Raw genomic sequence first — 23,485 nt, 5'->3', positions numbered from 1 at the left:
AGGGGGTGTTTCACTTCAGAAACGGTAACCCACGCCGATGGCGATCACGTCGGGGTTCAGCCGCGTGGTGATTGACTGGCCCGAAGACAGGTGCGTCGTGGTCTTGAGGAAGCTCTTGTAGTAGGCGGCGTCCAGCGACCAGCGCTCGTTGATGCTCCAGACAAAGCCGATCTGGGGGGTAAGCCCCCACTTGTTGTCCACCGACGCCGTCGTGGGGCGCGACGGGGTGCCGCCGGTCAGGCCGCTCAGAGTGGCCGTGCTGCGGGTCTTGAAGAAGCGGCTGTAGGTCAAGCCCAGGCCCACGTAGGGGCGAAACTTGGCCTCGGGCTCGGCGAAGCGGTACTGCGCGAACACGGTGACCGGCAGGACCTTGGTCTCGCCGAGCTTGCCCACGCCTGCGATCGCACCATCGCCCTCGATGTCGTGCTTGAAAGGCAGCGCCAGGGGGACATCGATGGCCCAGTGGTTCGTGAGCATGTAGTTCACGCCACCGGAAAGTGACGTGGCATTGCCCACGTCCACCGTGGTGCCCGGGAAGCTCGGGGCGCTGAGGTTGCCGCTCTTGACCTGCGGGGCGATGTGGGTGAAGCCTGCGCGCACGCTGAAGGTGCCGGCCACCTGGGCCGAGGCGCTGGCGCCAAGCAGCAGGGCGGCGGCCGCCAGGCCCAGCCGGGAGAAATGGTGCATGAGTAACTCCTTGGAAAGTACGGAGACCACGGCGGCGGTTTACAGCCAGCCCGCCCGCGACAGCGAGCGCGATACCAGTTGGCCGATCAGCTGGTGGCCATAGGGCGTGGGATGGAAGCTGTCGGAAAAGCCGTAGCTCTTCCACCAGTCCGCGCCCCCGGTGGCCCCGGCAGGGGGCACCATGGCGGAGAGCGCGGCCGCGGTGCAGCTCGGGAAGCTGTAGGTCGGCAGGCCATCGCTGCCCAGGCCGGTCGCTGGGCAGGCCGGCGTGGTGGTGTTGGTCAGCTGGTACTGGGCTGGGTTGGTCGACTGGTCCTTGAACGAAGTGTAGAAGTCCACCACCACGACCTTGGCGTCACCGGCCAGGCTGGTGGCCAGTTGTGCATTGAAGGCCTGGACCCAGCCGTCGAACAGGGCCTCGGCCTGCTTGGCGGCGTCGGCACCGCGCTGGGCCGCGATGGAGCCCAGCACCATCTGGAAGCGGGGCGTGCGGGTGATGCCCGGGGCATTGAGCACGGCCACGCGCGGCGCCCCCTTGGCCACGGTGTTGGCCTGGATGGTCGCGGCGAACTGCTGGGCCAGCGCCTGCATGTAGGCACCACCGATCTGCGCCATGCCCGTGGCACCGCTGGCCAGGGCCGTGTTGACGGTGGCGGCGGGCAACACGCTGGTGAGCATGGCCGCATAGGCCTGGCCATTGTCTGTGGAGGCGCGCAGGTAGGCCCCCACCAGATCGGCCGCGTCGTTGCCCCCACCGTCCACCAGCACCAGGTCCGACGGGCTGTAGCCGGCATTTCCCAGATCCTTGAGCTGCTGGGTGATGGAAACCGGCGACGTGGGCGCGGTGAAGTTGTTGATGCGCCCCCCGCTCACGGCGTAGTTCGAGCAGCTGTTGTTGGCCACGAACGCCGTGCCGTTGAACAGGTAGTGCGCGCACAGGGTCTGGCCATAGCTGGTGGCCACACGCTCGGGCCAGATCGGGGTCGAACCGGGCCCCGTGGCCGCAGAGCCTTGCACGGTGGCCTTGAAGCCGAAGGTGCCGCTGTCGGCCAAGCTGTCGCCGGCCACCTTCACCGCAGTCACCGGGGCGGCAGGCGTGGTGTCCGAGCCGCCGCCACCGCATGCCGCCAGCAGGCAGGCCGCTGCCAATGCCGAAAGGGCAGCCTTGCATTGTCTTGTGTTCAAGGGGTTCTCCAGGTAAAGGATGTTTAAAAAGCACGACCGTGCTTTTTTCCAGCAACCATCGTACCCCTGCCTGTGCCCCATGCCCGCCCGGGAAACTACCGAGCAGCGCAGCATGAAAAAAGCCGACCCACGGGTCGGCTTCGGAGAGGCGATGTGAATCGCTTATTTCACGATGACGTCGAAGACGGCACGCGCATGGGCGTGGCAGAACGGCGGCTCGTAGGTGCCGTGGTAGGCGCCGTAGTAGGTAGCGAAGGCGGCAGACGCCGGGTCGGTGGGCGCAACGCCGCCGGGGCCGAAGGTGGCCTGGATGGGGCCGTCCACATCCACCGAGATCACATTAGTCACGCCCCGAGCGTCGAAGTCGGCCTTCATCACGTTCTGGTGCACGGCGGGTGGCACCGTGGGGTCGCCCGAACCGCCACACAGCAGCACACGCGACTTGGGTGTCCAGCCCAGCAGATCGTTCTTCTGGGCGGCCAGGAACAGTGGGTCGTTCGGGTTGGTCTGGCTGCTGGCGATGAAGGCCGACTGGAACAGCGCATCGCGCGCCTGGTTGGGCGTGCCGCCCGGCAGCGTGCCCGAGGTCACCAGCGTGGTGTAGGTCATCGTCGGGTTGGGCAGCAGGGTCTCGATGTAGTTCGAGTACGGGGCCTTGAAGGCCTGCTTCACATCGCTGTAGATGGTGCCGTAGACCTTCTGCCAGGACGTCACGAGGTAAGGAACGAAGAACTGCACGCCAGCGATCGCGTCGGGGATGCGCAGCGAACCCGACAGGTTGTAGGGCCCGGCCAGGTGGGCACCGGCGGCCACGTCGAACTCGTTGCCATAGTCGCGCTCGGCGGAGCGGTGGGCCGCCATGGACGCATGGCCGCCCTGCGAATAGCCCGTGAAAAGGATGCGGCCGGAGAGGTTGCCGCCCACCGAAGCGGCGGCCTTGCGCGCAGCACGCACCGAGTCGATCACCGAAGTCGCTTCCGAATCGGCGTGCAGGTAGGGGTGGTAGCTGTAACCCGACTTGGCAAAACCGAGGTAGTCGGTGGCGACCACGGCATAGCCCTGCGAGGCGTACATCGCGGCCAGCAGGAAGGTCTCGCTGTCCTGCGGGTTGGCCAGGGTGCGCGGCTTCTGCACATCGGTGCCCTTGGCGTAGGCCAGCAAGGCCGTCTTCTCGGTGCTGCAGGTGCCCGCGGGCACCAGCATCACGCCCGAGGCGTTGGTGAGTTCGCCCGCCTTGGCGCCTGCCGTGTAGTAATTGAGCGCCACGACCTTCACGTCGCACCGCGCCTTGCCGGCCAGGGTCCGCAAACCGCTGGACGTGGTGCCCGCGTCGATCTGCGCGGTAGTCAGCGTGGTCAGGACGGTGGGGAGCTCCACCAGGTCCCCGCGTCCGGCGTCGTCGGAGCCGCCGCAGGCAGACAGCAGGACCGCAACGGATGCGATACAGCTCAGGCGAAAGTACTTCATGGGTGCGATCCTCTCTCTATGGTGCTTCAACCGATCGATGGTAACGCCGCATCGTGCGCGCACCCGCCCTGCCGTTGCCATTAGGGTTTACGAGGGCCCGCGGACGCCTGCGCGACACGCTCCCGCACCCTACTGATCGCGCGCGGCCCAGTCGGTCAGCGCATCGAGCACCGGGCGGGCGGCTCCCGCATTGGCATGGTTGACCATGGCCACCAGCACATAGCGCCGGCCGCTGGCGCCATGCACGTAGCCAGCCACCGCCATCACGTCGCGCAGGCTGCCGGTCTTGAGGTGGGCCGCGCCCCGCGCTTGGCTGCGGCGCAGCGTGCCGTCCACCCCGGCAATGGGCAGGGAAGACACCAGCTCGGGCATCACCGGCGAAGCCCAGGCCGATTGCAGCATGCGCGCCAGGCCTTGGGCCGTGATGCGTGCATCGCGCGAGAGGCCTGCCCCGTTGTCGGCCACGGGTTGGTCGGCATCGCCAAAGCGCAGCTGCCACCAGCGGCGCAGGGCCTCGCGTGCCCCCTCGAAGGTGGCCGCCGCCCCCTTGTTGCCCAGCGCCAGCGTCAGAAACACCTGCTGTGCCATGACGTTGTTGCTGTACTTGTTGACATCGCGCACCACCTCGGCGAGCGCGGGCGAGGCGGCCACGAAGGCCGGCTTGAGGCCGGCAGGCACCTTGCCATCGCGCACACTGCCCGTGAGCTTGCCACCGAGCTCGCGCCACATGCCCTCCACGGCACGCGCGGCAAAGCCGCGCGGATCCGCGGGCGCGATGGGCCACACGCGCTCACCGCAGCTGGACGGGTACACCCCCTGGAACGCGATGCGCGCGGGATCGGACAGCTCGGCCTTCAGCGCAGCGCGCCAGTCACCGCACTCCGCACCCGGCGCGGCCAGTGCCACGGAAGCCTGGCGCTGCACACCGGCCATCGGCGGGTCGTACTGGATGCGCGCCAGGCCGGCGGCGGCGTCGGGCACAAAGGTCATCACCTGGGACTTGTAGTTCACCAGCAGGGCATCGGGCGAGGCGTTGTAGGGCCGCAGGGGTTCGTTGTCGAAGCTGCCGGGGTCCTGCTCGGGCACGTCGAAGGCCGTGCGGTCGAGCACGATGTCACCCACGATGACCTGGATGCCCTGGGCCTGCAGCCGGCGCAGCAGCAGCCACAGCCGCTCCATCACCAGCTTGGGATCGCCCTGGCCCTGGATGTAGACATTGCCGCGCAGGCTGCCGTCCTGCACGGAACCCTGCACGTAGACCGGGGTGTTCCAGGTGTAGGCCGGACCGAGCTGGTCGAGCGCGGCGTAGGTCGTGACCAGCTTCATCACCGAGGCCGGGTTCATGGGCACCTGGGCACGGTGCGCCAGGCGCGGCGCCTGGCGTGCGCCGCCCTGGGCATCGATCACCAGCACCGAGAGCGCCTCGCGCGGCAGGCGGGTGCGGGACAGCGCGGCCTCCACCTCGGGCGGCAAAGGCGAAGGGGTGGGCGCCTGGGCATGGGCCGCAGGAACCACCATGCTCCACAGCAGCGTGGCCAAGGGCATCCAGGAGGGCAGGGACAGGCGGGGCAAGAGACGAACGGACAGCATGGGCAGGGAGTCTATCGCCCGCCACCGGCGCGGTCGGCCCGGCCCGCGGATAATCCCCGGATGCGCTTTTCTCCCCGTGCCACGGGCCTGCTGGCGGCCCTGGTGACCGTCACCATCTGGACCAGTTTCATCGTGATCGCCCGCGCCTCGGCACAGCGCAGCCTTGCGCCGCTGGACATCTCGCTGCTGCGCATCGTCGGTGCCAGCCTGGTGCTGCTGCCCTGGGGCTGGTGGCTGGTGCGCCGCCGGCGGGTGCAGATGGGAGCCAGCGCCCCGGCTTCCAGCCTGGGCGGCGTCTCGCCGCTGCCGCTGTCCACCACCGCCTTGCTGGGTGTCTTTGGCGGGGTGCTGTACGCCGTGCTGGCCTATGCCGGCTTCTTCCACGCCCCGGCGACCCACGCCGCCGTGCTCATGCCCGGCAGCCTGCCGCTGTGGACGGCCCTGCTGGCCGTGGTGGTGCTGCACGACCGCATCACGCCCCTGCGCGCTCTGGGCCTGGCACTCATCGTGGCTGGCGACCTGCTGGTGGGCGGGCGCAGCCTGCTGGCAGGCTTTGCCGGCGGGGATGTGTGGAAAGGCGACCTGCTGTTCATGCTGGCGGCCGCATGCTGGGCCAGCTACAGCGTGCAGGCCCGGCGCCTCGCCGTGGATGCGGTGCAGGCCACCATCGCCATCACCGCCTTCGCGCTGTGGGTGTACGTGCCCGTCTGGGGCGTGCTGGTGGCACTGGGCACGGTCACCAGCCACCTGCGCCAGGCCCCCTGGAGCGAGATCCTGTTCCAGTTGGTGTTCCAGGGCGGGGGCTCGGTGGTGGTGTCCGGGATCGCCTTCACGCGCATGATCCAGCACTATGGCCCCGTGCGCAGCACCATGATCACCGCCCTGGTGCCGGGGCTTTCGGCCATCGGCGCTGTGCTGTTCCTGGGCGAACCCCTGCACTGGAACCTGGGTGCGGGCCTGGCGCTCGTGACCACGGGTATCCTGCTGGGCGTGCTGCGCCAAAGCCCCGCGCCTGCGCCTTTGCCTGCCGCGCCCGGAAACTCCGCGGCCTGATGCTGCCCTTGCCTGCCCCTGCCATGAACCTGCTTGCCTTCGATACCAGTACCGACACCCTGTCCATTGCCGTGCAGCACGGGGACCGGGTGTGCGAGCACACGGGCCCGGGCGGTGCGCAGGCCTCGGCCACACTGCTCCCGGCCATCCACCGCCTGCTGGCCGAGGCCGGTTTGTCGTTCGCCACGCTGGACGCGATTGTCTTTGGCCGCGGCCCGGGCTCTTTCACGGGCCTGCGCACGGCCTGTGCCGTGGCCCAGGGTCTGGCCTTCGGCGCGCGCAACGGCACGGGGGTGCCGGTGCTGCCGGTGGACACGCTGCTGGCCGTGGCCGAGGAGGCACGCCTGCAGCATGGCTGCACGCAGGTGGTGGCCGTGCTCGATGCGCGCATGGACGAGGTCTACAGCGCGCGCTGCGCATGGCTCCCCGCGGAGGGCCGCTGGCAGGCCGATGCCGACTTCGGCCTGGGCGCCCCCGAAGCGGTGGAGGTGCCCGACGGCTGGAGCGTGGCCGGCAACGCGCAAGCGCCTTACAGCGAGCGCCTGGCCCCCCAGGCCGTGCACGTGCGCGCGCTGCCCACGGCCACTGCATTGCTGCGCCTGGCACCGGCCCTGCTGGCCGCCGGGAACGCCGTGCCCGCCAGCGATGCGCTGCCGCGCTATATCCGCGATAAAGTGGCGAAAACCACCACCGAACGGGAGGCCTTGCGCGCCGCCCAGGCGGCCACGCCCACCCCACCCTGAACCGACCGCCTCCCGCCATGAGCGCCGTACCCACCCCTTCCGCCGACGCCCCCGAGGTGCGCCTGGAAACCCTCACGCTGGCACAGCTCGACGCGGTGCTGGAGGTGGAGCAGCGCGCCTACACCCACCCGTGGACGCGCGGCAACTTCATCGATGCCATGGCCTCGCGCTACGAATGCCGGCTGCTGATGGGCGGAGACCGCGTGCTGGGTTACTTCGTGGCCATGATGGGGGTGGACGAGGTGCACCTGCTGAACCTCACGGTCACTCCGGAGTTCCAGCGCCAGGGCTGGGCCCGCGTACTGCTGGACGCGCTGGCCCTGTGGTCGCGCGGCAAGGGCGCCCAGTGGCTATGGCTGGAGGTGCGCGTGAGCAACCTGCGCGCCCAGCACATCTACGAGACCCATGGCTTTCGCCGCGTGGGCGAGCGCAAGCGCTACTACCCCGCCCACCATGGCCAGCGCGAGGACGCGATGGTCATGAGCCTGCCCCTGTGAGAATTTGCCCGTTCCTATGAGCCTTTCCCTCGATGCGCGCCAGCGCGCCATGCTGCAGGAGATGGGGGTGACCGTCTGGGCCCCCGCAGAGGCGGCCGCTGCGGTACCCGCCGCAGCCCCGCCCGCCCGCAGCGCCACCGCACCTGAGGACGCTGCCAAGGCCATGCCGCCCCCGGTGGCCACCGCACCCGTGCCCACCGCCCAGACCCCCAGGACCGGCCCCCCCGCGCCCGCCGTGCAGCGCGCTCCAGCACCGGCGCCAGCCACCCCACCGGCCGCCATGGCAGCCGGATCGGCCGCCGCGGGCTTGTTGTCCCTGCATGCGCCCCGGGCGCTGTACCCCACGGCCGACCCGGCGCGCACGCCCGCCGGCCTGGGGAGCGGCTGGCTGATCGTGGCCGAAGTCCCGGAGCCTGCCGAGCCGCTGGCGGGCGATGCCGGCAAGCTGCTGGACAACATGCTGCGCGCCATGCAACTGCACCGCCACCCGCGGGTGTTCCTCGCGGCGCTGGAGCGCACGGCCCCCGGCGGCAGCGGCGGCGATGCCGACGTGGCAGGACAACTGGCCCAGGCCGTCGCCACGCTGCAACCGGCCATGGTGCTCGTGCTGGGCCATGTGGCCGCCCGGGCCGCCCTGGCCAGCACCGAACCACTGGGCCGCCTGCGCGCCGGCCCCCACTCCCTGGCGGGTTGCCCGGCCGTGGTCACCTACGACCCGGCGTTCCTGCTGCGTTCGCAGGACAGCAAGGCCGCCGCCTGGGCCGACCTGTGCCGGGCACTGGCCACCGTGCGGGCGGCAACCGCGTGAACTTCCCAGCGCCAGCGCAGTCACAGACAGGCCGCGTGCCCGGTGCGATAATCCGGCGCTTGCATTTTTAACGGAGAAAGCTCCTTGGAAACCTACCCGAGTTGGTAGCTTTCAGCTCCCCGGCCTGCCGTGGGGTTGAAAGCAACCCCTGACCCCCACCGCAGACGCCAATCACAAGGGAGTGAGCCCATGCTCAACATCTTTACGCTCGCCAATGGCCGGCTGTTCCAGGAAGAAATCGAATCCCTGGAAGAGCTCGCCAAGTTCCAGCCGATCTGGGTGGACCTGGAAGCCCCCACGCTCGAAGAAAAGCGCTGGATCAAGCAGCACTATGGCCTGTCCATCCCCGAGGATGCGATGGACGAGGACATCGAGGAATCCGCCCGCTTCTACGAAGAAGACAACGGTGAGCTGCACATCCGCAGCGACTTCCTGATCGACGATGACGAGAACCCGCGCTCGGTGCGTGTGGCCTTCATCCTGAACCAGCACAACGCCAACCTCAAGAGCCGTGGCGTGCTGTTCTCCATCCACGACGAGGATGTGCCCGTCTTTCGCCTGCTGCGCATGCGTGCACGGCGTGCACCCGGCCTCATCGAGGACGCCAAGGAGGTGCTGCTCAAGCTGTTCGACGCGGACGCCGAGTACTCGGCCGACACGCTGGAGAACATCTACGACGAGCTTGAAGCCGTGAGCAAGCAGGTGCTGGCCGGCGACGTGACCGACGCGCGTGCCGGCGAGGTGCTGGCCGCCATCGCACGCCAGGAAGACTTGAATGGCCGCATCCGCCGCAACGTCATGGACACGCGCCGCGCGGTGAGCTTCATGATGCGCAGCAAGATGCTCAACTCCGAGCAGTTCGAGGAGGCGCGCCAGATTCTGCGCGACATCGAGTCGCTGGACAACCACACGGCCTTCCTGTTCGACAAGATCAACTTCTTGATGGACGCGACGGTCGGTTTCATCAACATCAACCAGAACAAGATCATCAAGATCTTCTCGGTGGCCAGCGTGGCCCTGCTGCCACCCACGCTGATCGCCAGCGTGTACGGCATGAACTTCGAGTTCATGCCCGAACTCAAGTGGACCTACGGTTATGCCTACGGCATCGCGCTGATGGTGGCGAGCGCGCTCGGACCGATGTGGTACTTCCGCAAGCGGGGCTGGTTGAAATAGGCTCCCCCCTGTGGCGCTGCGCGCCTTCCCCCCTGAGGGGGGACGCCACCCCTGGACCGGCAAAGCCGGATCCACGGTGGCGCTGGTAAGTGCACCTCAGGCGCTTCGCGCCTTCGTGCGATAGGGCGGGGTTTTTCGAAACGCCTGCGCCATGTAGCTGCTCATGGGACCGTGAGCCCTTGTGCTACAGGGTCACAGCGCTCGCATCAGGGCCAGCACCATGTGCTCGGCGTAGCGGCTGGCGACGGTCTGGATGAAGACGGGGAAGTCGACGTGGGCAGTGTCGTCGGCACGGTCGGAGATGGTGCGGATGGCGGCGAAGGGGACGCCGTAGTCCAGGCAGACCTGGGCCACCGCAGCGCCTTCCATCTCGACGGCGAGCACGGTGTGGCCGGCTGCGCCGAGGGCCTCGCGCAGTCGCAGGGCCTCCTGAGCACCCGAGACAAAACGGTCGCCGCTGGCCACCAGGCCCTGGTGCACGCAGTGGGCACCGTCCTGCAGTTCGGGCAGCCGGTCGGCGCCGGACAGGCAGTTGCGGGCTGCGTCCTGCAGCAGGGCGGACAGGCGCGCGTCGCAGTCGAAGCGCGTGCGCGCATAGCCGGGCACCTCCCAGCGCGGGAACAAGGGGGAAGCGTCCATGTCGTGCTGCAGGAAGCTTTCTGCCACGACGACGTCGCCCACGCCAACGCCCTCGCCCAGGCCTCCCGCCACGCCGGTGAACACGATGCGTGCCACACCGAAGTGCTCGGCGAGTGCCGTGGCCGTGGTGGCCGCCGCCACCTTGCCAATGCCTGAAAGCGCCAGCAGCACAGGGCGACCGCACAGCTCACCCTTCCAGAAGGAGCGGCCCGCATGGGTGAGGCGCTGGGCGCGCTCGAGCCGGGCAATGAGGCTGGCCTGCTCTTCGGGCAAGGCACTGAGGATGGCAGTGGTCATGGCAATGGAACGGACAGATGGTTTGCGGGTCTTCTCCCCCGCAATGGCCTGGCAGCGGCCCCGAGGGCGCCGCGCAGAAAGGGCTGGCAGTGGAGCGATTATCCCGGCGTGCAGATGGCGAAGGAACTGTGGCCTGCGGCCGCCATGGCCAGCACCGCGCCCGGCAGGGGAAGGGGCACCGCCTGGCGCAGCAGGTCTTCACCCCCTTCACCGTTGCCCAGTGCACCGCATTCGACCCGGCCGAAGCCGTGGGCACCACCCTGCGCATCCACGGCAAACCCATGGTGCTCACCCAGGAAGAAGTGCGAGAACCGGTCGAGTTCGGGCAATCGGTGCATGGCGCCATCGCCCTCCTGGGCATGGCGCGCCAGCAGGTCCGCCAACCCGATTCCGGCGCCATGCAGGGTGCCCGCCACCGTGCGGTAGAGGGCCAGATGGCCCCCCACCCAGGCCTGCTGCACGGCCGCCCCCAGATCCTGCACGGGCACGGGCTCCAGCACCCGCAGCGTGCGCCGCGTGGGGGGCAGAAAACCGATGCCGTCCTGGGCATTTCCCCAGCCCCAGGCACGGCCGTCCTCCTGCACGGCCAGGGCACAGAAGCTGCCGGCAGCCAGGCTGCGCACGGCGGCCAGGCCCGGGATCTGCGCCGGGACGGGATCGTTGCGCCGCTTGCCGTGGCCCAGCTCGCCCTCATGGCCATTGCCCCAGCTCCAGGCCTGGCCAGTGGTGTCGATGGCATAGGCCGCGAGGCCCTCGGGGTGGATGTGCACGCTGCGCAGGGCCGGCAGGCCTGGCACGCGCACAGGGGTCCATTGCACCGGGGTCTCGATCTGGTGCTTCGGCCAGGGGTGGCCGGTGCCTATGCCGGAGCCCCAGGCCCAGAGCTGCCCCTGGTCATCGAGCGCGTAGCCGTTGTCGCTGCCCAGGGCAATCTGCACGGTGGGTGGCAGGCCGGAGATGCGTGCGGGCGGGCAGGCGCCCTGGAGCACGAACGCCGCCGGATCCGAAGGGTCCGGGGGTTGCATGCGGTGGCCGCGCCGGCGCAGCGCGGTGGGTGGCCAGATGGGTTCGGCACCGGGCGGCTGCGGGCCACGCCCCAGCATGCCCTGGTGGTTCCAGCCCCAGCTCCAGACCAGGCCTTTGCCATCGAGTGCCAGCGCGGCACCCGCGCCATTGCAGCACACGGCCTGCACGGGCGGCAGGCCGGCCACGGGTGCCGGGGTCCAACGGTCCTCGCCCGGCCCGGCACCGGCCTGGCCCAGGTGGTTGGCGCCCCAGGCATGGAGCGTGCCCAGGGGCATGCGGCCGCTTTGCCTTGGGGATTACTTCTTGTCGCGCAGTTCGCGGCGCAGGATCTTGCCCACCGGGGTCTTGGGCAGTTCGGTGCGGAACTCGATCACGCGCGGCTGCTTGTAGCCCGTGAGGTTGGCCTTGCAGAACTCCTTGACCTGGGCTTCGGTGAGGGCCGGGTCCTTCTTCACGATGACCAGCTTGACGGCCTCGCCGGTCTTCTCGTCGGGCACGCCGACCACCGCGCATTCGAGCACGCCAGGGCAGTTGGCAACCACTTCCTCGACTTCGTTGGGGTAGACGTTGAAGCCGCTGACCAGCACCATGTCCTTCTTGCGGTCCACGATCTTGAAGAAGCCGCGCTCGTCCATGATGCCGATGTCGCCGGACTTGAAGTAGCCGTCCTCGGTCATGACCTTGGCGGTCTCATCGGGGCGCTGCCAGTAGCCGGCCATGACCTGCGGGCCCTTGATGGCGATCTCACCGGGCTGGCCCAGGGTGGTGACCTCGTGGCCTTCGTCGTCCAGCAGCTTCATCGTCGTGCCGGGAATCGGCACACCGATGGTGCCGGTGTATTCCTTGGCCGTCACGGGGTTGCAGCTGGCCGACGGGCTGGTTTCCGACAGGCCATAGCCTTCGCAGATGGGGCAGCCGGTCTTCTCCAGCCAGAGCTTGGCCACGGCGCCCTGCACGGCCATGCCGCCACCCACCGAGACCTTGAGGTTCTTCCAGTTGACGGTGTTGAAGTCGGGGTGGTTGGCCAGACCGTTGAACAGCGTGTTCACGGCCGGGAAGCTGTGGAAGGTGTGCTTGGACAGTTCCTCCAGCACGGCCTTCAGGTCGCGCGGGTTCGGGATCAGGATGGTCTTGCCGCCCGTGCGCATGGACAGCATCATGTTCACCGTGAACGCGAAGATGTGGTACAGCGGCAGCGCACAGACGCTGGTGGGCTGCTCACCGGCAGGCACCTTGGCCATCACGGGCGCGTTCCAGGCCTCGGACTGCAGCACGTTGGCGAGCACGTTGCGGTGCAGCAGCACCGCGCCCTTGCTCACGCCGGTGGTGCCGCCGGTGTACTGCAAGAGGGCGATGTCGTCGGGGCGGATGTCGGGCTTCTTGAAGCTGCCGCGCGTGCCGCGGGCGATCGCGTCGTTGAAGCGCACGGCACCGGGCAGGTCGTAGGCGGGCACCAACTTCTTGACGTTGCGCACCACGTAGTTCACCAGCGTGCCCTTGAGCAGGCCCAACTGGTCGCCCATGGCGGCCAGCACCACGTGCTTGACGGGCGTGTTGGCGATGCACTGCTGCAGCGTGGTGGCGAAGTTCTCGATGATGACGATGGCCTTGGCGCCCGAGTCCTTGAGCTGGTGCTCGAGTTCGCGCGGGGTGTACAGCGGGTTCACGTTGACCACGACGAAGCCGGCGCGCAGGATGCCGGCCACGGCCACGGGGTACTGCGGCACGTTGGGCATCATGATGGCCACGCGGTCGCCCTTGACCAGGCCCAGGCCCTGCAGGTAGGCCGCGAACGCGGCGCTCAGCGAATCGGTCTGGCCGTAGCTCACGTCCTTGCCCATGAAGCTGTAGGCCACGCGGCTGGCGTACTTGCTGAACGCCTCGTCCATCAGCGCCACCAGCGAGGGGTACTGCGAGGTATCGATATCTGCGGGAACACCTTGCGGATAGGCGGCCAGCCAGGGACGGTCGGTCATAGTACGTGTCTCTCCAAACTTCTGATTGCGATGGAACCCCGGCATTGTCCCTGCCGGTGGTGGCTCCGTGGGTGCTTAGTTTCCCCTAGGCGACAGGGCTTTTTGCCGTAGCGCCCGAAGGGTCTTTCGCCGTGGGAAATGGCCTGCCCGGCTGGCCTACTCGATGGCCTTGCCGATGTCCTCGACGACCTTCTTGGCATCGCCGAAAACCATCATGGTCTTGTCCATGTAGAACAGCTCGTTGTCCAGGCCGGCGTAGCCCGCCGCCATGGAGCGCTTGTTCACGATCACGGTCTTGGCCTTGTAGGCCTCCAGGATGGGCATGCCATAGATCGGGCTGCCCTTGGTGTGCGCGGCGGGGTTCACCACGTCGTTGGCACCGAGGATGATGGCCACGTCGGCCTGGCCGAACTCGCCGTTGATGTCTTCCATCTCGAACACCTGGTCGTACGGCACCTCGGCCTCGGCCAGCAGCACGTTCATGTGGCCGGGCATGCGGCCCGCCACGGGGTGGATGGCGTATTTCACCGTCACGCCCTTCTCGGTGAGCTTGGCCGCCAGCTCCTTGACGGCGTGCTGGGCACGCGCCACCGCCAGGCCGTAGCCGGGAACGATGACCACGGTCTCGGCATTGCCCAGCACGAAGGCCGCATCGTCCGAGCTGCCGCTCTTGACCGGGCGCTGCTCCTTGGCGCCCGAAGCGGCGCTGGTGGCATCGCCGCCGAAGCCGCCCAGGATCACGTTGAAGAACGAGCGGTTCATGGCCTTGCACATGATGTAGCTCAGGATCGCGCCCGAGCTGCCCACCAGCGAGCCGGCGATGATCAGCATCGAGTTGTTCAGCGAAAAGCCGATGCCCGCGGCCGCCCAGCCCGAGTAGCTGTTGAGCATGGAGACCACCACCGGCATGTCGGCGCCACCGATGGGGATGATGATGAGCACGCCGAGGATGAAGCCCAGGGCGATCACCAGCACGATGTCGATCCAGCTTTGCGAGTGCCAGAAGCCGAAGCAGAAGAACAGCACGGCCAGGCCCAGCACCAGGTTGAGCTTGTGCTGGCCCGCGAACTGCACGGGTGCACCCTGGAACAGGCGGAACTTGTACTTGCCCGAGAGCTTGCCGAAGGCGATCACCGAGCCGCTGAAGGTCACTGCACCGATGAAGGCGCCCAGGGCGAGTTCGATGCGGTTGCCGCCGGGGATGGGCGCATCCTTGGGCACGATGGCAAAGGCCCAGGGCTCGGCCACCACGGCCACGGCGATGCACACGGCCGCCAGGCCGATCATGCTGTGCATGAAGGCCACGAGCTCGGGCATCTTGGTCATCTCGACCCGGTTGGCCATGATGGCGCCGGCCGCGCCGCCCACCACCAGGGCGCCCAGCACATAGACCATGCCCTGCGCCTTGCCGCCCGACAGCTCGACGATGAGCGCCGCCGTGGTGAGCACGGCAATCGCCATGCCTGTCATGCCGAAGATGTTGCCGCGGATCGATGTCGTGGGGTGCGAGAGCCCCTTGAGCGCCTGGATGAAGCAGACGCTGGCCACCAGGTACAGCAGCGTGACGAGGTTCATGCTCATGCCTGGCCTCCTTCGGCCTTGGGCGCGGCAGCCTTCTTGTCCTTCTTCTTGAACATCTCGAGCATGCGGCGCGTCACGAGGAAACCGCCGAACACATTGACCGCGGCCAGCGCCACGGCCACTGCGCCCATGCTCTTGCCCAGGGTGGTCTCGGTCAACGCGGCGGCCAGCATGGCCCCTACGATGACGATGGCGGAAATCGCGTTGGTCACCGCCATCAGCGGTGTGTGCAGTGCGGGGGTCACCGTCCAGACCACGTGGTAGCCCACATAGATGGCCAGCACGAAGATGATGAGGTTGATGAGGGTGGGAGAGACGGCATCCATGGAAATGTGTCCTTCTTCAATCAATGGGCGTTAGCTTGCGGCCGACCAGGGGCCTTTGGCAGCGTTCTTCTTGGCGAAATAGGCATCCACAGCGTCGATCAGCTGTTGCTGGGCCGCGTTGATGGGCGGCTCGATCAGAGCTGCCGATCGCATCACGGTCTTGAGCGTTTGCACGTGGTAATCGGTGAACTTGTCGGCACTGCGCGCGAGCACCTCGGGCAGCTCGCTGAGCGCCAGGGCGCGGTTGCGCAGCATGTGGGCGCTGGCCACCCAGAGGCTGCCGGCATCGCCTTCGGTCAACGCCAGGTGTTCCTGCAGCAGCGCCTGCACCCCGGTCTTCTGCTGCACGGTGATGGCCCCCGTGGTCTGCACCGTGGCCAGGGCCAGCACGGCGACCACGTCCACCGGGTGGTCGAGCGCGTACAGCGGTGGCGTCGTGACCTTCTTCTTCCAGGCGCGCCGGTGGAAGAAGGTCAGCGGGTTGAGCCAGCCCACATCGATGCCAAAGCGCCGCAGGGCCTCCATGGCCATGGTGAAGGTGATGACCAGGCCCAGGATTTGCAAAATGATCCCCATGTTCCGTGCCTCCCTTGGCGGTGTTGTTGTGCGTTTATTGCGGCAGTGCGGCGGGGAACGGCGGCACTGCCAGGAATCCATCCATCATGCCGACACTCACGCGCGCGGCCCGGGCCATCTGCTGGCTCCAGTCCTCGGCCGCAGTACCGGCGCGCAGGTAGTCGGGCGTATTGCCTGCGGGCAGCTTCAAAAGGCGCAGGTCCACCAGGGCATCCACCTCGATGTAGGCACCGCCCTCGGTCGCGTAGCGGTAATTCAGGTGCGAATGCGGCTGCGCAAGCGCCACACCGTGCTCCTGCACCCAGCGCACCAGGCCGGGGTGGGCCTTGTCCAGGAAGCGGTCGCTGGTATGGGCCCAGCGCTTGAAGCGCAGGCAGTCCACGCGCAGGGGGCTGCCTGCGGCGGCGTCCCGGACCCACAGGCCCTGCTCCTCCTGGCACGAAGCCGTCCACAGCGTGCGCTCGCGCGGATCGCTGCGCTGGTGGGACTGCACCAGCATCACCGCCAGCACTTCGTTGCGCGCGCCGCGCAGCACCGTGGCACGCGTCTGCAGGGGCACACTGGCCGGCGGCGGCAGCGCCGACAGGGTTTCGCTGAAACTGCCCAGGTCTTCCCAGGCGGGGGACGGCAGCACCACACGCGTGCGCCCGGCGCTGAACTCGGCCGGGCCGGCAGGCATGGGGGCACAGGCGGACAGAACCGCCAGGGTCGCCGCAGCGGCCAGCAGGCGGGGCAGCAGCGCCCTCATGCGCGCTTCACCGTGCCTTCGTGGGCCATCAGGCAGGCCGCCACGATGTCGTCCTGCAGGTCCATGTGCAGGGCGCCCTCCTTGTTGACGATGAGCTTGAGGAAGTCGAGCACGTTGCGCGCATAGAGCGAGGAGGCATCGGCCGCCACCAGGGCCGGCAGGTTGGTCTCGCCCACCAGGGTCACGCCGTGCTTGACCACGGTCTGGCCGGGCTCCGTGAGCGGGCAGTTGCCACCCTGCGGGGCGGCGAGGTCGACGATGACCGAGCCGGCCTTCATGGACCGGACCATCTCCTCGGTTACCAGCACAGGCGCCGGGCGGCCGGGAATCAGCGCCGTGGTGATGACCACGTCGGCCTGGGCCACGCGCTTGGCGACCTCGGCCTTTTGGCGGTCGAGCCAGCTTTGCGGCATGGGGCGCGCATAGCCGCCCACGCCTTCGGCGGCGTCCTTTTCTTCCTGGGTTTCGTAGGGCACGTCGATGAACTTGGCGCCCAGCGATTCGACCTGTTCCTTGACGCTGGGACGCACGTCCGAGGCCTCGATCACGGCGCCCAGGCGCTTGGCCGTGGCGATTGCCTGCAGGCCCGCCACGCCCACGCCCAGGATCACCACGCGCGCGGCCTTCACGGTGCCGGCGGCCGTCATGAGCATGGGGAAGAAGCGCTGGTAGCGGTCGGCCGCGATCATCACGGCCTTGTAGCCGGCGATGTTGGCCTGGGAGGACAGCACGTCCATGCTCTGGGCGCGCGTGGTGCGCGGTGCGGCTTCGAGTGCGTAGGCGGTGACACCGGCCGCGGCCAGGCGCTGCAGGCCTGCCGCGTCGAAGGGGTTGAGCATGCCGACCAGCGTGGCACCCGAGCGCAGGCGCGGGGTCTCGGCCTCGGAGGGGCAGCGCACCTTGAGCAGCAGGTCGGCGCCCCAGGCGCCGGCGGCATCGGTGATCTCGGCGCCTGCGGCCTCGTAGGCCGCATCGGTGACGCTGGCCGCCACCCCGGCGCCGGCTTCGATGCGCAGGGTATGGCCCTGGGCCTTGAGCTTCTTGACCGTCTCGGGGGTCACGGCAACCCGCGTCTCTCCTGCCATGGACTCTGCAGGCACACCAATCAGCATGTCGTCTCCTTGCTCAAGGTCGGTTGTAAGGTCAGTGAAATTACTTACTTGCTGACCGCGAGCTTACATGAAGAAACTTTGATGGCTGTCGCTTTCGCCTGATGTAGAGGCAGCTCCCCATCGCAAAGGAGACACTTCGGGCGCAAAAAAAGCCCGCAAGCACAAGGCTGGCGGGCTTTTGGCGCGGGGGTCGGTTGCTCAGTGAACGACTTGTGCGAGCGTGCCTGCGGCGTACTGCTGGGCCACGTCCTTGAGGCTCAGGCCCTTGATCTTGCTGCCCTGGCCTTCGCAGCCGAATTCCAGGTAGCGGGCCTTGCAGACCTGCTTGGCGGCTTCGCGGGCGGGCTTGAGCCATTCGCGCGCGTCGAACTTGTCGGGGTTCTCGGCCAGGAACTTGCGCACTGCGCCGGTCATGGCCAGGCGGATGTCGGTGTCGATGTTGATCTTGCGCACGCCGTACTTGATGGCTTCCTGGATCTCCTCGACGGGCACGCCGTAGGTTTCCTTCATCTTGCCGCCGTACTGGTTGATGATGGCCAGCAGTTCGGCCGGCACCGAGGAGGAGCCGTGCATCACCAGGTGGGTGTTGGGAATGCGCTGGTGGATTTCCTTGACGCGGCTGATGGCCAGGATGTCGCCCGTGGGCTTGCGGCTGAACTTGTAGGCGCCATGGCTGGTGCCGATGGCGATCGCCAGGGCGTCGAGCTGGGTGGCCTTGACGAACACGGCGGCCTCTTCGGGGTCGGTCAGCATCTGGCTGTGGTCCAGCTTGCCTTCGGCGCCGATGCCGTCTTCCTCACCGGCCTCACCGGTTTCCAGGTTGCCCAGGCAGCCGAGCTCACCCTCCACGGTGACGCCGACCTTGTGCGCCATCTCCACGACCTTGCGCGTCACGTCCACGTTGTAGTCGAAGGACGAAGGGGTCTTGCCGTCTTCCATCAGCGAGCCGTCCATCATCACCGAGCCGAAGCCCAGGTCGATGGCGCCCGAGCAGACCTTGGGCGAGGTGCCATGGTCCTGGTGCATCACGAGTGGAATGTGCGGGAAGGCCTCGACGGCGGCCTGGATCAGGTGCTTGATGAAGGGCTCGCCCGCGTACTTGCGCGCGCCGGCGCTGGCCTGCAGGATCACCGGTGCGCCCACCTCGTCGGCAGCCGCCATCACGGCCTGGACCTGCTCCAGGTTGTTGACGTTGAAGGCAGGGATGCCGTAGCTGTTGGCTGCGGCGTGGTCGAGCAGTTCGCGCATCGAGACGAGAGGCATGGTCGTGAGGTCCGTACAGGGGTTGATGGGGTGCCGGGCGCCCGCAGGCAGGCGCAGCGCGGTCGGTAACCGCTTGGTAACCCGTGATTTTACCCGGCCGCCGCCAAGGGGGCTGCAGGAAATTCCAGCCGGTAGCAGGTGGTAAATGGCGCGGGTGCCGCGGCCGCCCCGAAACGGCCGCCATGGGCCTCGGCCACCCGGCGCACGATTTCGTGCCCCAGGTGCAGGCTGTCCACCGCCGCTGGCGGGGCGTTGCCACCTGCTTCGCGACCGCCGTCGTCGCACACCTGCAGCCAGGCCGCACCGCCGTCGGTCCATCCCATCTGCACGGCGATGTGCGTGCCCCGGGGAGTGTGCTTGAGGGCGTTTTCCAGCAGGTTGCGCAGCGCCAGGTCCAGCAGCACGGCATGGCCCGCCATGGCCATCTGCTCGGGCCCGGCCAGTGCGATCTCGTCGCCACGCTGCCAGGCGGCCTGCGCATAGTCGGCACAGACCGCACGGCCGATGGCCGCCAGGTCCAGCGGCGCCTTGGCCTCGTGCAGCTCGGCCCGGCTGGCGCGCGCCAGGGCCAGCAACTGGTTGAGCACATGGCCGGCGCGCAGCGCATCCTGCCCAATGCGCGCCACCGCCTGGGCCTGGGCCTCGGCGTCCAGCCCCTTGTCGAGCGCACTGGCCTGCAGGGCGATCGAAGACAGGGGCGTGCGCAGCTCGTGCGCAACCTCGTTGGCCAGGCGGCGCTCGCGTGCCATGGCGGCCTGCTGGCGCTCCAGCAGGGTGTTGATCGATGCCACCACCGATTCGAACTCGCTCCAGGCACGGCGCGCGGTCAGCCGCTCGGCACTGGCCGGGTCGAGCGCCGCCACATCGCGCGACAGTTCGTACAAGGGACGCAGACCCCTCCACAGCGCCAGACCCAGCGCCAGGGCCACGACGGGCAGCAGCCACAGGCCGGGCTCGACCATCTGCTCGGCAATGTCCTCGGCCAGATCGTCACGCTCATTGAGCTCCAGCAGCACGACCACCTTGCGGTCGCGGTCGGCCGACCATTGGGAAAAGCTGCGCCACACCACGGCCTTGGGGCCCAGGGTCAGGTTGGAAAAACCCTCGGCGGCACTGAAGGCCGGCAGGGGCGCGCTGCCCGTGTGCGCCAGCAGGCGGCCCTGGGCGTCCCACTGCACCACGCTCAGCGACTGCTGGTAGTCGTGCGCCTTGAGCCAGGGCATCGCCGCGCGCTGGGTGGTGTTCTCCACCGCCACCGACTCCGAGGCGCGCAGGTTGAGCAGCAGCGCTGCCACGCTGGCCAGGTGGCCATCGGTGAGTTCGTCGGCCTCATGGATGCCGGTCTGGTAGCCCAGGTAGACAAAGCTGGCCCAGACCAGGACCAGGGCCCCGAGCGACCACAGCAGCAGCTGGCGCGTGAGTGAGGCGCTGCCGGCCACCCGCAGCAGGCGCCGGCCCCAGGACTTCATCATCAGGGCTTCTCCTGCGGCATGAAGTAGCCCACGCCGCGCATGGTCTGGATGCAGGCACTGCCCAGCTTGCGCCGCAGGTGGTGGATGTAGACCTCGATGGCATTGCTCTCGATGGCCACGTCCCAGCTGTACAGGCGCTCTTCGATCTGCTGGCGCGAGAGCACGCGGCCACGCGCGTCCATCAGCACCCACAGCACCGAGAACTCGCGCGGCGACATGTCCACCGCCTGGCCGCCCCGGTGCACGGTGCGGGCACCGGGATCGAGCTCGATGTCGGCATGGCGCAGCGTGGGCGTGGCCCGCCCGGTGGCACGGCGCAGCATGGCACGCAGCCGGGCCTCCAGCTCATCGACGTTGAAGGGCTTGACCAGGTAGTCGTCGGCCCCCTGGTCCAGCCCGGCGATGCGCTCGGTGACATGGTCGCGCGCCGTGAGGATGAGCACCGGCGTGGCCGGGTCGGGCAGCGCCGCCACGGCCTGCGCCCCGGCCGTCGCAGCCGGGCTGGCACGCAGGCGGCGCAGCACCTCGCTGCCATCGCCATCGCGCAGCCCCAGGTCCAGCAACACGGCATCGAAGCGCTCGGCACGCAGGGCCGCCCAGGCGCCCGCCACGCCATCGCACACATCGACGGCGTAGCCGCGCTGCTGCAGGTTGGTCCGCAGGCCGCTGGCAATGCCGGCGTCGTCTTCCACCACAAGGATTCGCATGGGGGGCATTGTGGCAGTCCTGCACGCGGCGCGCCGCCTGCGGTCGGCAGGGGTTTAAGACGGCGTTAAGAGCGGCTTTCTATCGTCGCCGCATGCGCCTGCCGTCCTCTCCCCCTGCGTCCCCCCACCGCCTCCCACCCGAACAACGCCGCATCGCGGCATGGACCCTGGCCACACTGGCCCTGCTGGTACTGTGGGACTTTCTGGGACAGGACAGGCTGCTGGCCCGGGCATTCGGCAGCGCCTCGGGATTCCCGCTGCGCGACCAGTGGTTCTTCGTGCATGTGGCGCACGAGGGCGCGCGGCGCGTGGGCTGGCTGCTGGTGCTGTTGCTGGCGCTGGGCGTGTGGTGGCCCATGGGCCCGCTGCGCCGCCTGGACATGGGCGAGCGCCTGCAGTGGGTGGTGAGTGCGCTGCTCGCGCTCGCCGTGGTGGGCATTGCCAAGAACCTGAGCAGCACCAGTTGCCCCTGGGACATGGCCGAGTTCGGCGGCGTGGCGCGCTACGCCTCGCACTGGGCCTGGGGCCTGGCCGACGGGGGCAGCGGCCGATGCTTCCCTGCCGGCCACGCCTCGGCGGGCTTCGCCTTCCTCGGCGGCTGGTTCGCGCTGCGGCGCGTGCAGCCACGGGCTGCCTGGCTCTGCCTGGCCGCATCGCTGCTGGCCGGACTGCTGCTGGGCCTGGCCCAGCAGGCGCGGGGCGCGCACTTCATGAGCCACACCCTGTGGTCGGGCTGGCTGTGCTGGACGACGGCCTGGATCTGCGACCTGGCCGCACGCCGGCTGCGCCGACGCATGGCACCGCAAACCGGACACGTTGCCATGGCGCCCTGAAGGCGTGGGCGATCAGCCGGCCCGGCAGATCTTGAGCATGTTGGTGCCGCCCGGTGCGCCCATGGGTTCGCCGCAGGTGATGGCATAGACATCGCCCGTCTGCACGATGTTGCGGGTCTTGAGGTGGCCTTCGGCCTGCTCCAGCGCCGTGTCGCGGTCGGCACTCGTGTCCATGAGCAGCGGGCGCACATTGCGGTACATGGCCATCTTGCGCTGCGTGGCCACCTTGGGCGTGAGCGCATAGATCGGGATGTGGATGCGGTGGCGGCTCATCCACAGCGCCGTGGCACCGCTGTCGGTCATGGCCACGATGGCCTTGGCGCCCAGGTGGTGGGCCGTGAACAGCGCGCCCATGGCGATGGACTGGTCGATGCGGCCAAAGGTCTGGCCCGTGAAATCGGCATCCAGCGGGTGGTCCTCGGCAGCCTCGGCGGCGGCGCAGATGGTGGCCATCTCCATCACCGTCTCCAGCGGGTACTTGCCGGCCGCCGTCTCGGCGCTGAGCATCACCGCATCCGTACCGTCGAGCACGGCATTGGCCACGTCGCTGACCTCGGCGCGCGTGGGCACGGGGTTGGTGATCATGCTTTCCATCATCTGCGTGGCGGTGATGACGACCTTGTCCAGGTCACGCGCCATGCGGATCATCTTCTTTTGCAAGGCCGGCACGGCCGCATTGCCCACTTCCACGGCCAGGTCGCCGCGCGCCACCATAATGCCGTCGCTCACGCGCAGGATGGCTTCGAGGTGCGGAATGGCTTCGGCGCGCTCGATCTTGGCGATCAGGCCCGGCTTGTGGCGGAACTCGGAGGCCGCCACATTGCACAGCTGGCGCGCCATCTCCATGTCGGTGGCATTCTTGGGGAAGCTCACCGCCACGTAGTCGGCCTGGAAGCTCATCGCCGTGCGGATGTCCTCCATGTCCTTGGCCGTGAGCGCCGGCGCCGTGAGGCCGCCGCCCTGCTTGTTGATGCCCTTGTTGTTGGACAGCTCGCCGCCCAGCTTGACCGTGGTGTGCACCTCCTCGCCCTGCACGGCGTCCACGGTGAGCACGATCAGGCCGTCGTTGAGCAAGAGCACGTCGCCGGCCTTCACGTCGCGCGGCAATTCCTTGTAGTCGAGCCCCACGCCGTCGATATCGCCCAGCTCGGTGCGCGAGGCATCGAGCACGAACTTCTCGCCCGGCACCAGCTGCACCTTGCCTTCGGCGAACTTGCCGACACGGATCTTGGGGCCCTGCAGGTCGGCCATGATGGCCACTTCGCGCCCGGCGCGCTGGGCTGCAGCGCGCACCGTGGTGGCGCGGTCGATATGGTCCTGGGCCTTGCCATGGCTGAAGTTCAGGCGCACCACGTTGACGCCTGCACGGATCATGGCCTCCAGCAGTTGCGGGTCGCTCGATGCGGGACCCAGGGTGGCAACGATCTTGGTGGCGCGGCGAATTTGCATGGGCTTGTCTCTGCGGGTTATGTAATCGAATTTCAATTTTCACACGAAACCAGTTACATGCGGATTACCACCCGCGCGGCGGGCCCATCCGCCCCGGGCGACTATTTCCAAAACTGGAACAGACAGTTCGCGACTGGGTGGTTTTTCCCTGAACACCTGAGGCGTACAGTTCATCCCATCGATGAGCCGAACCCGCAAGGCGACTCACCGAACCCGGTTTGAAGTTGTTTTCGCTCCGGTTTTTTTGAGACGCTTTTTCTACCCAAAGCACTTT

22 protein-coding genes are annotated in these 23,485 nt (G+C 68.3%); 6 read left to right on the top strand and 16 right to left on the bottom strand.

The window, feature by feature from the left end; genetic code table 11:
• Positions 1–15 precede the first annotated feature (15 nt).
• The 4 genes from AC3WOH_RS03200 to dacB all read right to left on the bottom strand — a co-directional run bounded on the left by AC3WOH_RS03200 (position 16) and on the right by dacB (position 4,884).
• Positions 16–687, bottom strand: coding sequence for an OmpW/AlkL family protein (locus AC3WOH_RS03200; protein ID WP_492227948.1), 672 nt, complete (start codon positions 685–687; stop codon positions 16–18).
• A 39-nt stretch (positions 688–726) separates the two neighbouring features.
• Positions 727–1,872 (bottom strand): SGNH/GDSL hydrolase family protein, encoded by a 1,146-nt coding sequence (locus AC3WOH_RS03195; RefSeq protein WP_492227947.1) that lies wholly within the window; start codon positions 1,870–1,872, stop codon positions 727–729.
• Between the two features lie 162 nt (positions 1,873–2,034).
• Positions 2,035–3,339: a lipase family protein gene (locus AC3WOH_RS03190; RefSeq protein ID WP_492227946.1), complete on the bottom strand. Its 1,305-nt coding sequence runs from the start codon at positions 3,337–3,339 to the stop codon at positions 2,035–2,037.
• 129 nt (positions 3,340–3,468) lie between these two features.
• Positions 3,469–4,884, bottom strand: a complete 1,416-nt coding sequence (gene dacB / locus AC3WOH_RS03185) for a D-alanyl-D-alanine carboxypeptidase/D-alanyl-D-alanine endopeptidase (RefSeq protein ID WP_492227987.1) — start codon at positions 4,882–4,884, stop codon at positions 3,469–3,471.
• Between the two features lie 105 nt (positions 4,885–4,989).
• Between dacB and AC3WOH_RS03180 the strand changes: the two genes are divergently transcribed.
• The 5 genes from AC3WOH_RS03180 to corA all read left to right on the top strand — a co-directional run bounded on the left by AC3WOH_RS03180 (position 4,990) and on the right by corA (position 9,206).
• On the top strand, positions 4,990–5,982 hold the full coding sequence (locus AC3WOH_RS03180) for a DMT family transporter (protein WP_492227945.1): 993 nt from the start codon (positions 4,990–4,992) through the stop codon (positions 5,980–5,982).
• A gap of 23 nt (positions 5,983–6,005) precedes the next feature.
• The gene (tsaB, locus tag AC3WOH_RS03175; RefSeq protein ID WP_492227944.1) at positions 6,006–6,725 is read left to right on the top strand and encodes a tRNA (adenosine(37)-N6)-threonylcarbamoyltransferase complex dimerization subunit type 1 TsaB; all 720 of its coding nucleotides are present in this window, start codon (positions 6,006–6,008) and stop codon (positions 6,723–6,725) included.
• 17 nt (positions 6,726–6,742) lie between these two features.
• Positions 6,743–7,222 carry a ribosomal protein S18-alanine N-acetyltransferase gene (gene rimI, locus AC3WOH_RS03170; protein WP_492227942.1) on the top strand — a complete coding sequence of 160 codons (480 nt, stop codon included), beginning with the start codon at positions 6,743–6,745 and terminating at the stop codon, positions 7,220–7,222.
• 16 nt (positions 7,223–7,238) lie between these two features.
• The gene (locus AC3WOH_RS03165) at positions 7,239–8,030 is read left to right on the top strand and encodes a uracil-DNA glycosylase family protein (protein ID WP_492227941.1); all 792 of its coding nucleotides are present in this window, start codon (positions 7,239–7,241) and stop codon (positions 8,028–8,030) included.
• Between the two features lie 189 nt (positions 8,031–8,219).
• Complete coding sequence (gene corA / locus AC3WOH_RS03160) at positions 8,220–9,206, top strand: magnesium/cobalt transporter CorA (protein WP_184855586.1); 987 nt, start codon at positions 8,220–8,222, stop codon at positions 9,204–9,206.
• Positions 9,207–9,398: 192 nt separating this feature from the next.
• Here corA and AC3WOH_RS03155 read toward each other — a convergent pair whose 3' ends face one another.
• The 11 genes from AC3WOH_RS03155 to AC3WOH_RS03105 all read right to left on the bottom strand — a co-directional run bounded on the left by AC3WOH_RS03155 (position 9,399) and on the right by AC3WOH_RS03105 (position 20,929).
• Positions 9,399–10,142, bottom strand: coding sequence for a 5'-methylthioadenosine/adenosylhomocysteine nucleosidase (locus AC3WOH_RS03155; RefSeq protein WP_492227940.1), 744 nt, complete (start codon positions 10,140–10,142; stop codon positions 9,399–9,401).
• 98 nt (positions 10,143–10,240) lie between these two features.
• Positions 10,241–11,443, bottom strand: a complete 1,203-nt coding sequence (locus AC3WOH_RS03150) for an RCC1 domain-containing protein (RefSeq protein WP_492227939.1) — start codon at positions 11,441–11,443, stop codon at positions 10,241–10,243.
• A gap of 21 nt (positions 11,444–11,464) precedes the next feature.
• Positions 11,465–13,144 (bottom strand): long-chain-fatty-acid--CoA ligase, encoded by a 1,680-nt coding sequence (locus AC3WOH_RS03145; protein ID WP_492227938.1) that lies wholly within the window; start codon positions 13,142–13,144, stop codon positions 11,465–11,467.
• Between the two features lie 156 nt (positions 13,145–13,300).
• Positions 13,301–14,725 (bottom strand): NAD(P)(+) transhydrogenase (Re/Si-specific) subunit beta, encoded by a 1,425-nt coding sequence (locus AC3WOH_RS03140; RefSeq protein WP_184855583.1) that lies wholly within the window; start codon positions 14,723–14,725, stop codon positions 13,301–13,303.
• Positions 14,722–15,051 carry an NAD(P) transhydrogenase subunit alpha part 2 gene (locus AC3WOH_RS03135; RefSeq protein ID WP_492227937.1) on the bottom strand — a complete coding sequence of 110 codons (330 nt, stop codon included), beginning with the start codon at positions 15,049–15,051 and terminating at the stop codon, positions 14,722–14,724. The genes AC3WOH_RS03140 and AC3WOH_RS03135 overlap by 4 nt, the downstream gene beginning before the upstream one ends.
• Positions 15,052–15,081: 30 nt before the next feature.
• Positions 15,082–15,627: a phenylacetic acid degradation protein gene (locus AC3WOH_RS03130; protein WP_184855581.1), complete on the bottom strand. Its 546-nt coding sequence runs from the start codon at positions 15,625–15,627 to the stop codon at positions 15,082–15,084.
• A 34-nt stretch (positions 15,628–15,661) separates the two neighbouring features.
• Complete coding sequence (locus tag AC3WOH_RS03125) at positions 15,662–16,375, bottom strand: hypothetical protein (RefSeq protein WP_492227936.1); 714 nt, start codon at positions 16,373–16,375, stop codon at positions 15,662–15,664.
• Positions 16,372–17,487 carry a Re/Si-specific NAD(P)(+) transhydrogenase subunit alpha gene (locus AC3WOH_RS03120; protein WP_492227935.1) on the bottom strand — a complete coding sequence of 372 codons (1,116 nt, stop codon included), beginning with the start codon at positions 17,485–17,487 and terminating at the stop codon, positions 16,372–16,374. The genes AC3WOH_RS03125 and AC3WOH_RS03120 overlap by 4 nt, the downstream gene beginning before the upstream one ends.
• 198 nt (positions 17,488–17,685) lie before the next feature.
• Complete coding sequence (gene fba, locus AC3WOH_RS03115) at positions 17,686–18,750, bottom strand: class II fructose-bisphosphate aldolase (protein ID WP_492227934.1); 1,065 nt, start codon at positions 18,748–18,750, stop codon at positions 17,686–17,688.
• Positions 18,751–18,839: 89 nt separating this feature from the next.
• A complete protein-coding gene (locus AC3WOH_RS03110) occupies positions 18,840–20,219 on the bottom strand; it encodes a histidine kinase dimerization/phospho-acceptor domain-containing protein (RefSeq protein ID WP_492227986.1) in 1,380 nt (459 codons plus the stop codon).
• A gap of 2 nt (positions 20,220–20,221) precedes the next feature.
• On the bottom strand, positions 20,222–20,929 hold the full coding sequence (locus tag AC3WOH_RS03105; RefSeq protein WP_492227933.1) for a response regulator: 708 nt from the start codon (positions 20,927–20,929) through the stop codon (positions 20,222–20,224).
• Positions 20,930–21,021: 92 nt separating this feature from the next.
• Between AC3WOH_RS03105 and AC3WOH_RS03100 the strand changes: the two genes are divergently transcribed.
• Complete coding sequence (locus AC3WOH_RS03100; RefSeq protein ID WP_492227932.1) at positions 21,022–21,762, top strand: phosphatase PAP2 family protein; 741 nt, start codon at positions 21,022–21,024, stop codon at positions 21,760–21,762.
• A gap of 12 nt (positions 21,763–21,774) precedes the next feature.
• Here the strand turns inward: AC3WOH_RS03100 and pyk are convergent, their stop codons facing one another.
• Positions 21,775–23,211, bottom strand: coding sequence for a pyruvate kinase (pyk, locus tag AC3WOH_RS03095; RefSeq protein WP_492227931.1), 1,437 nt, complete (start codon positions 23,209–23,211; stop codon positions 21,775–21,777).
• Positions 23,212–23,485: the final 274 nt, after the last annotated feature.

The organism is Acidovorax sp. FW305-C-20-28 (assembly GCF_058783375.1).
Note: the sequence above shows the minus strand (reverse complement) of the source record. Positions and strands in the feature narration are given on the sequence as shown.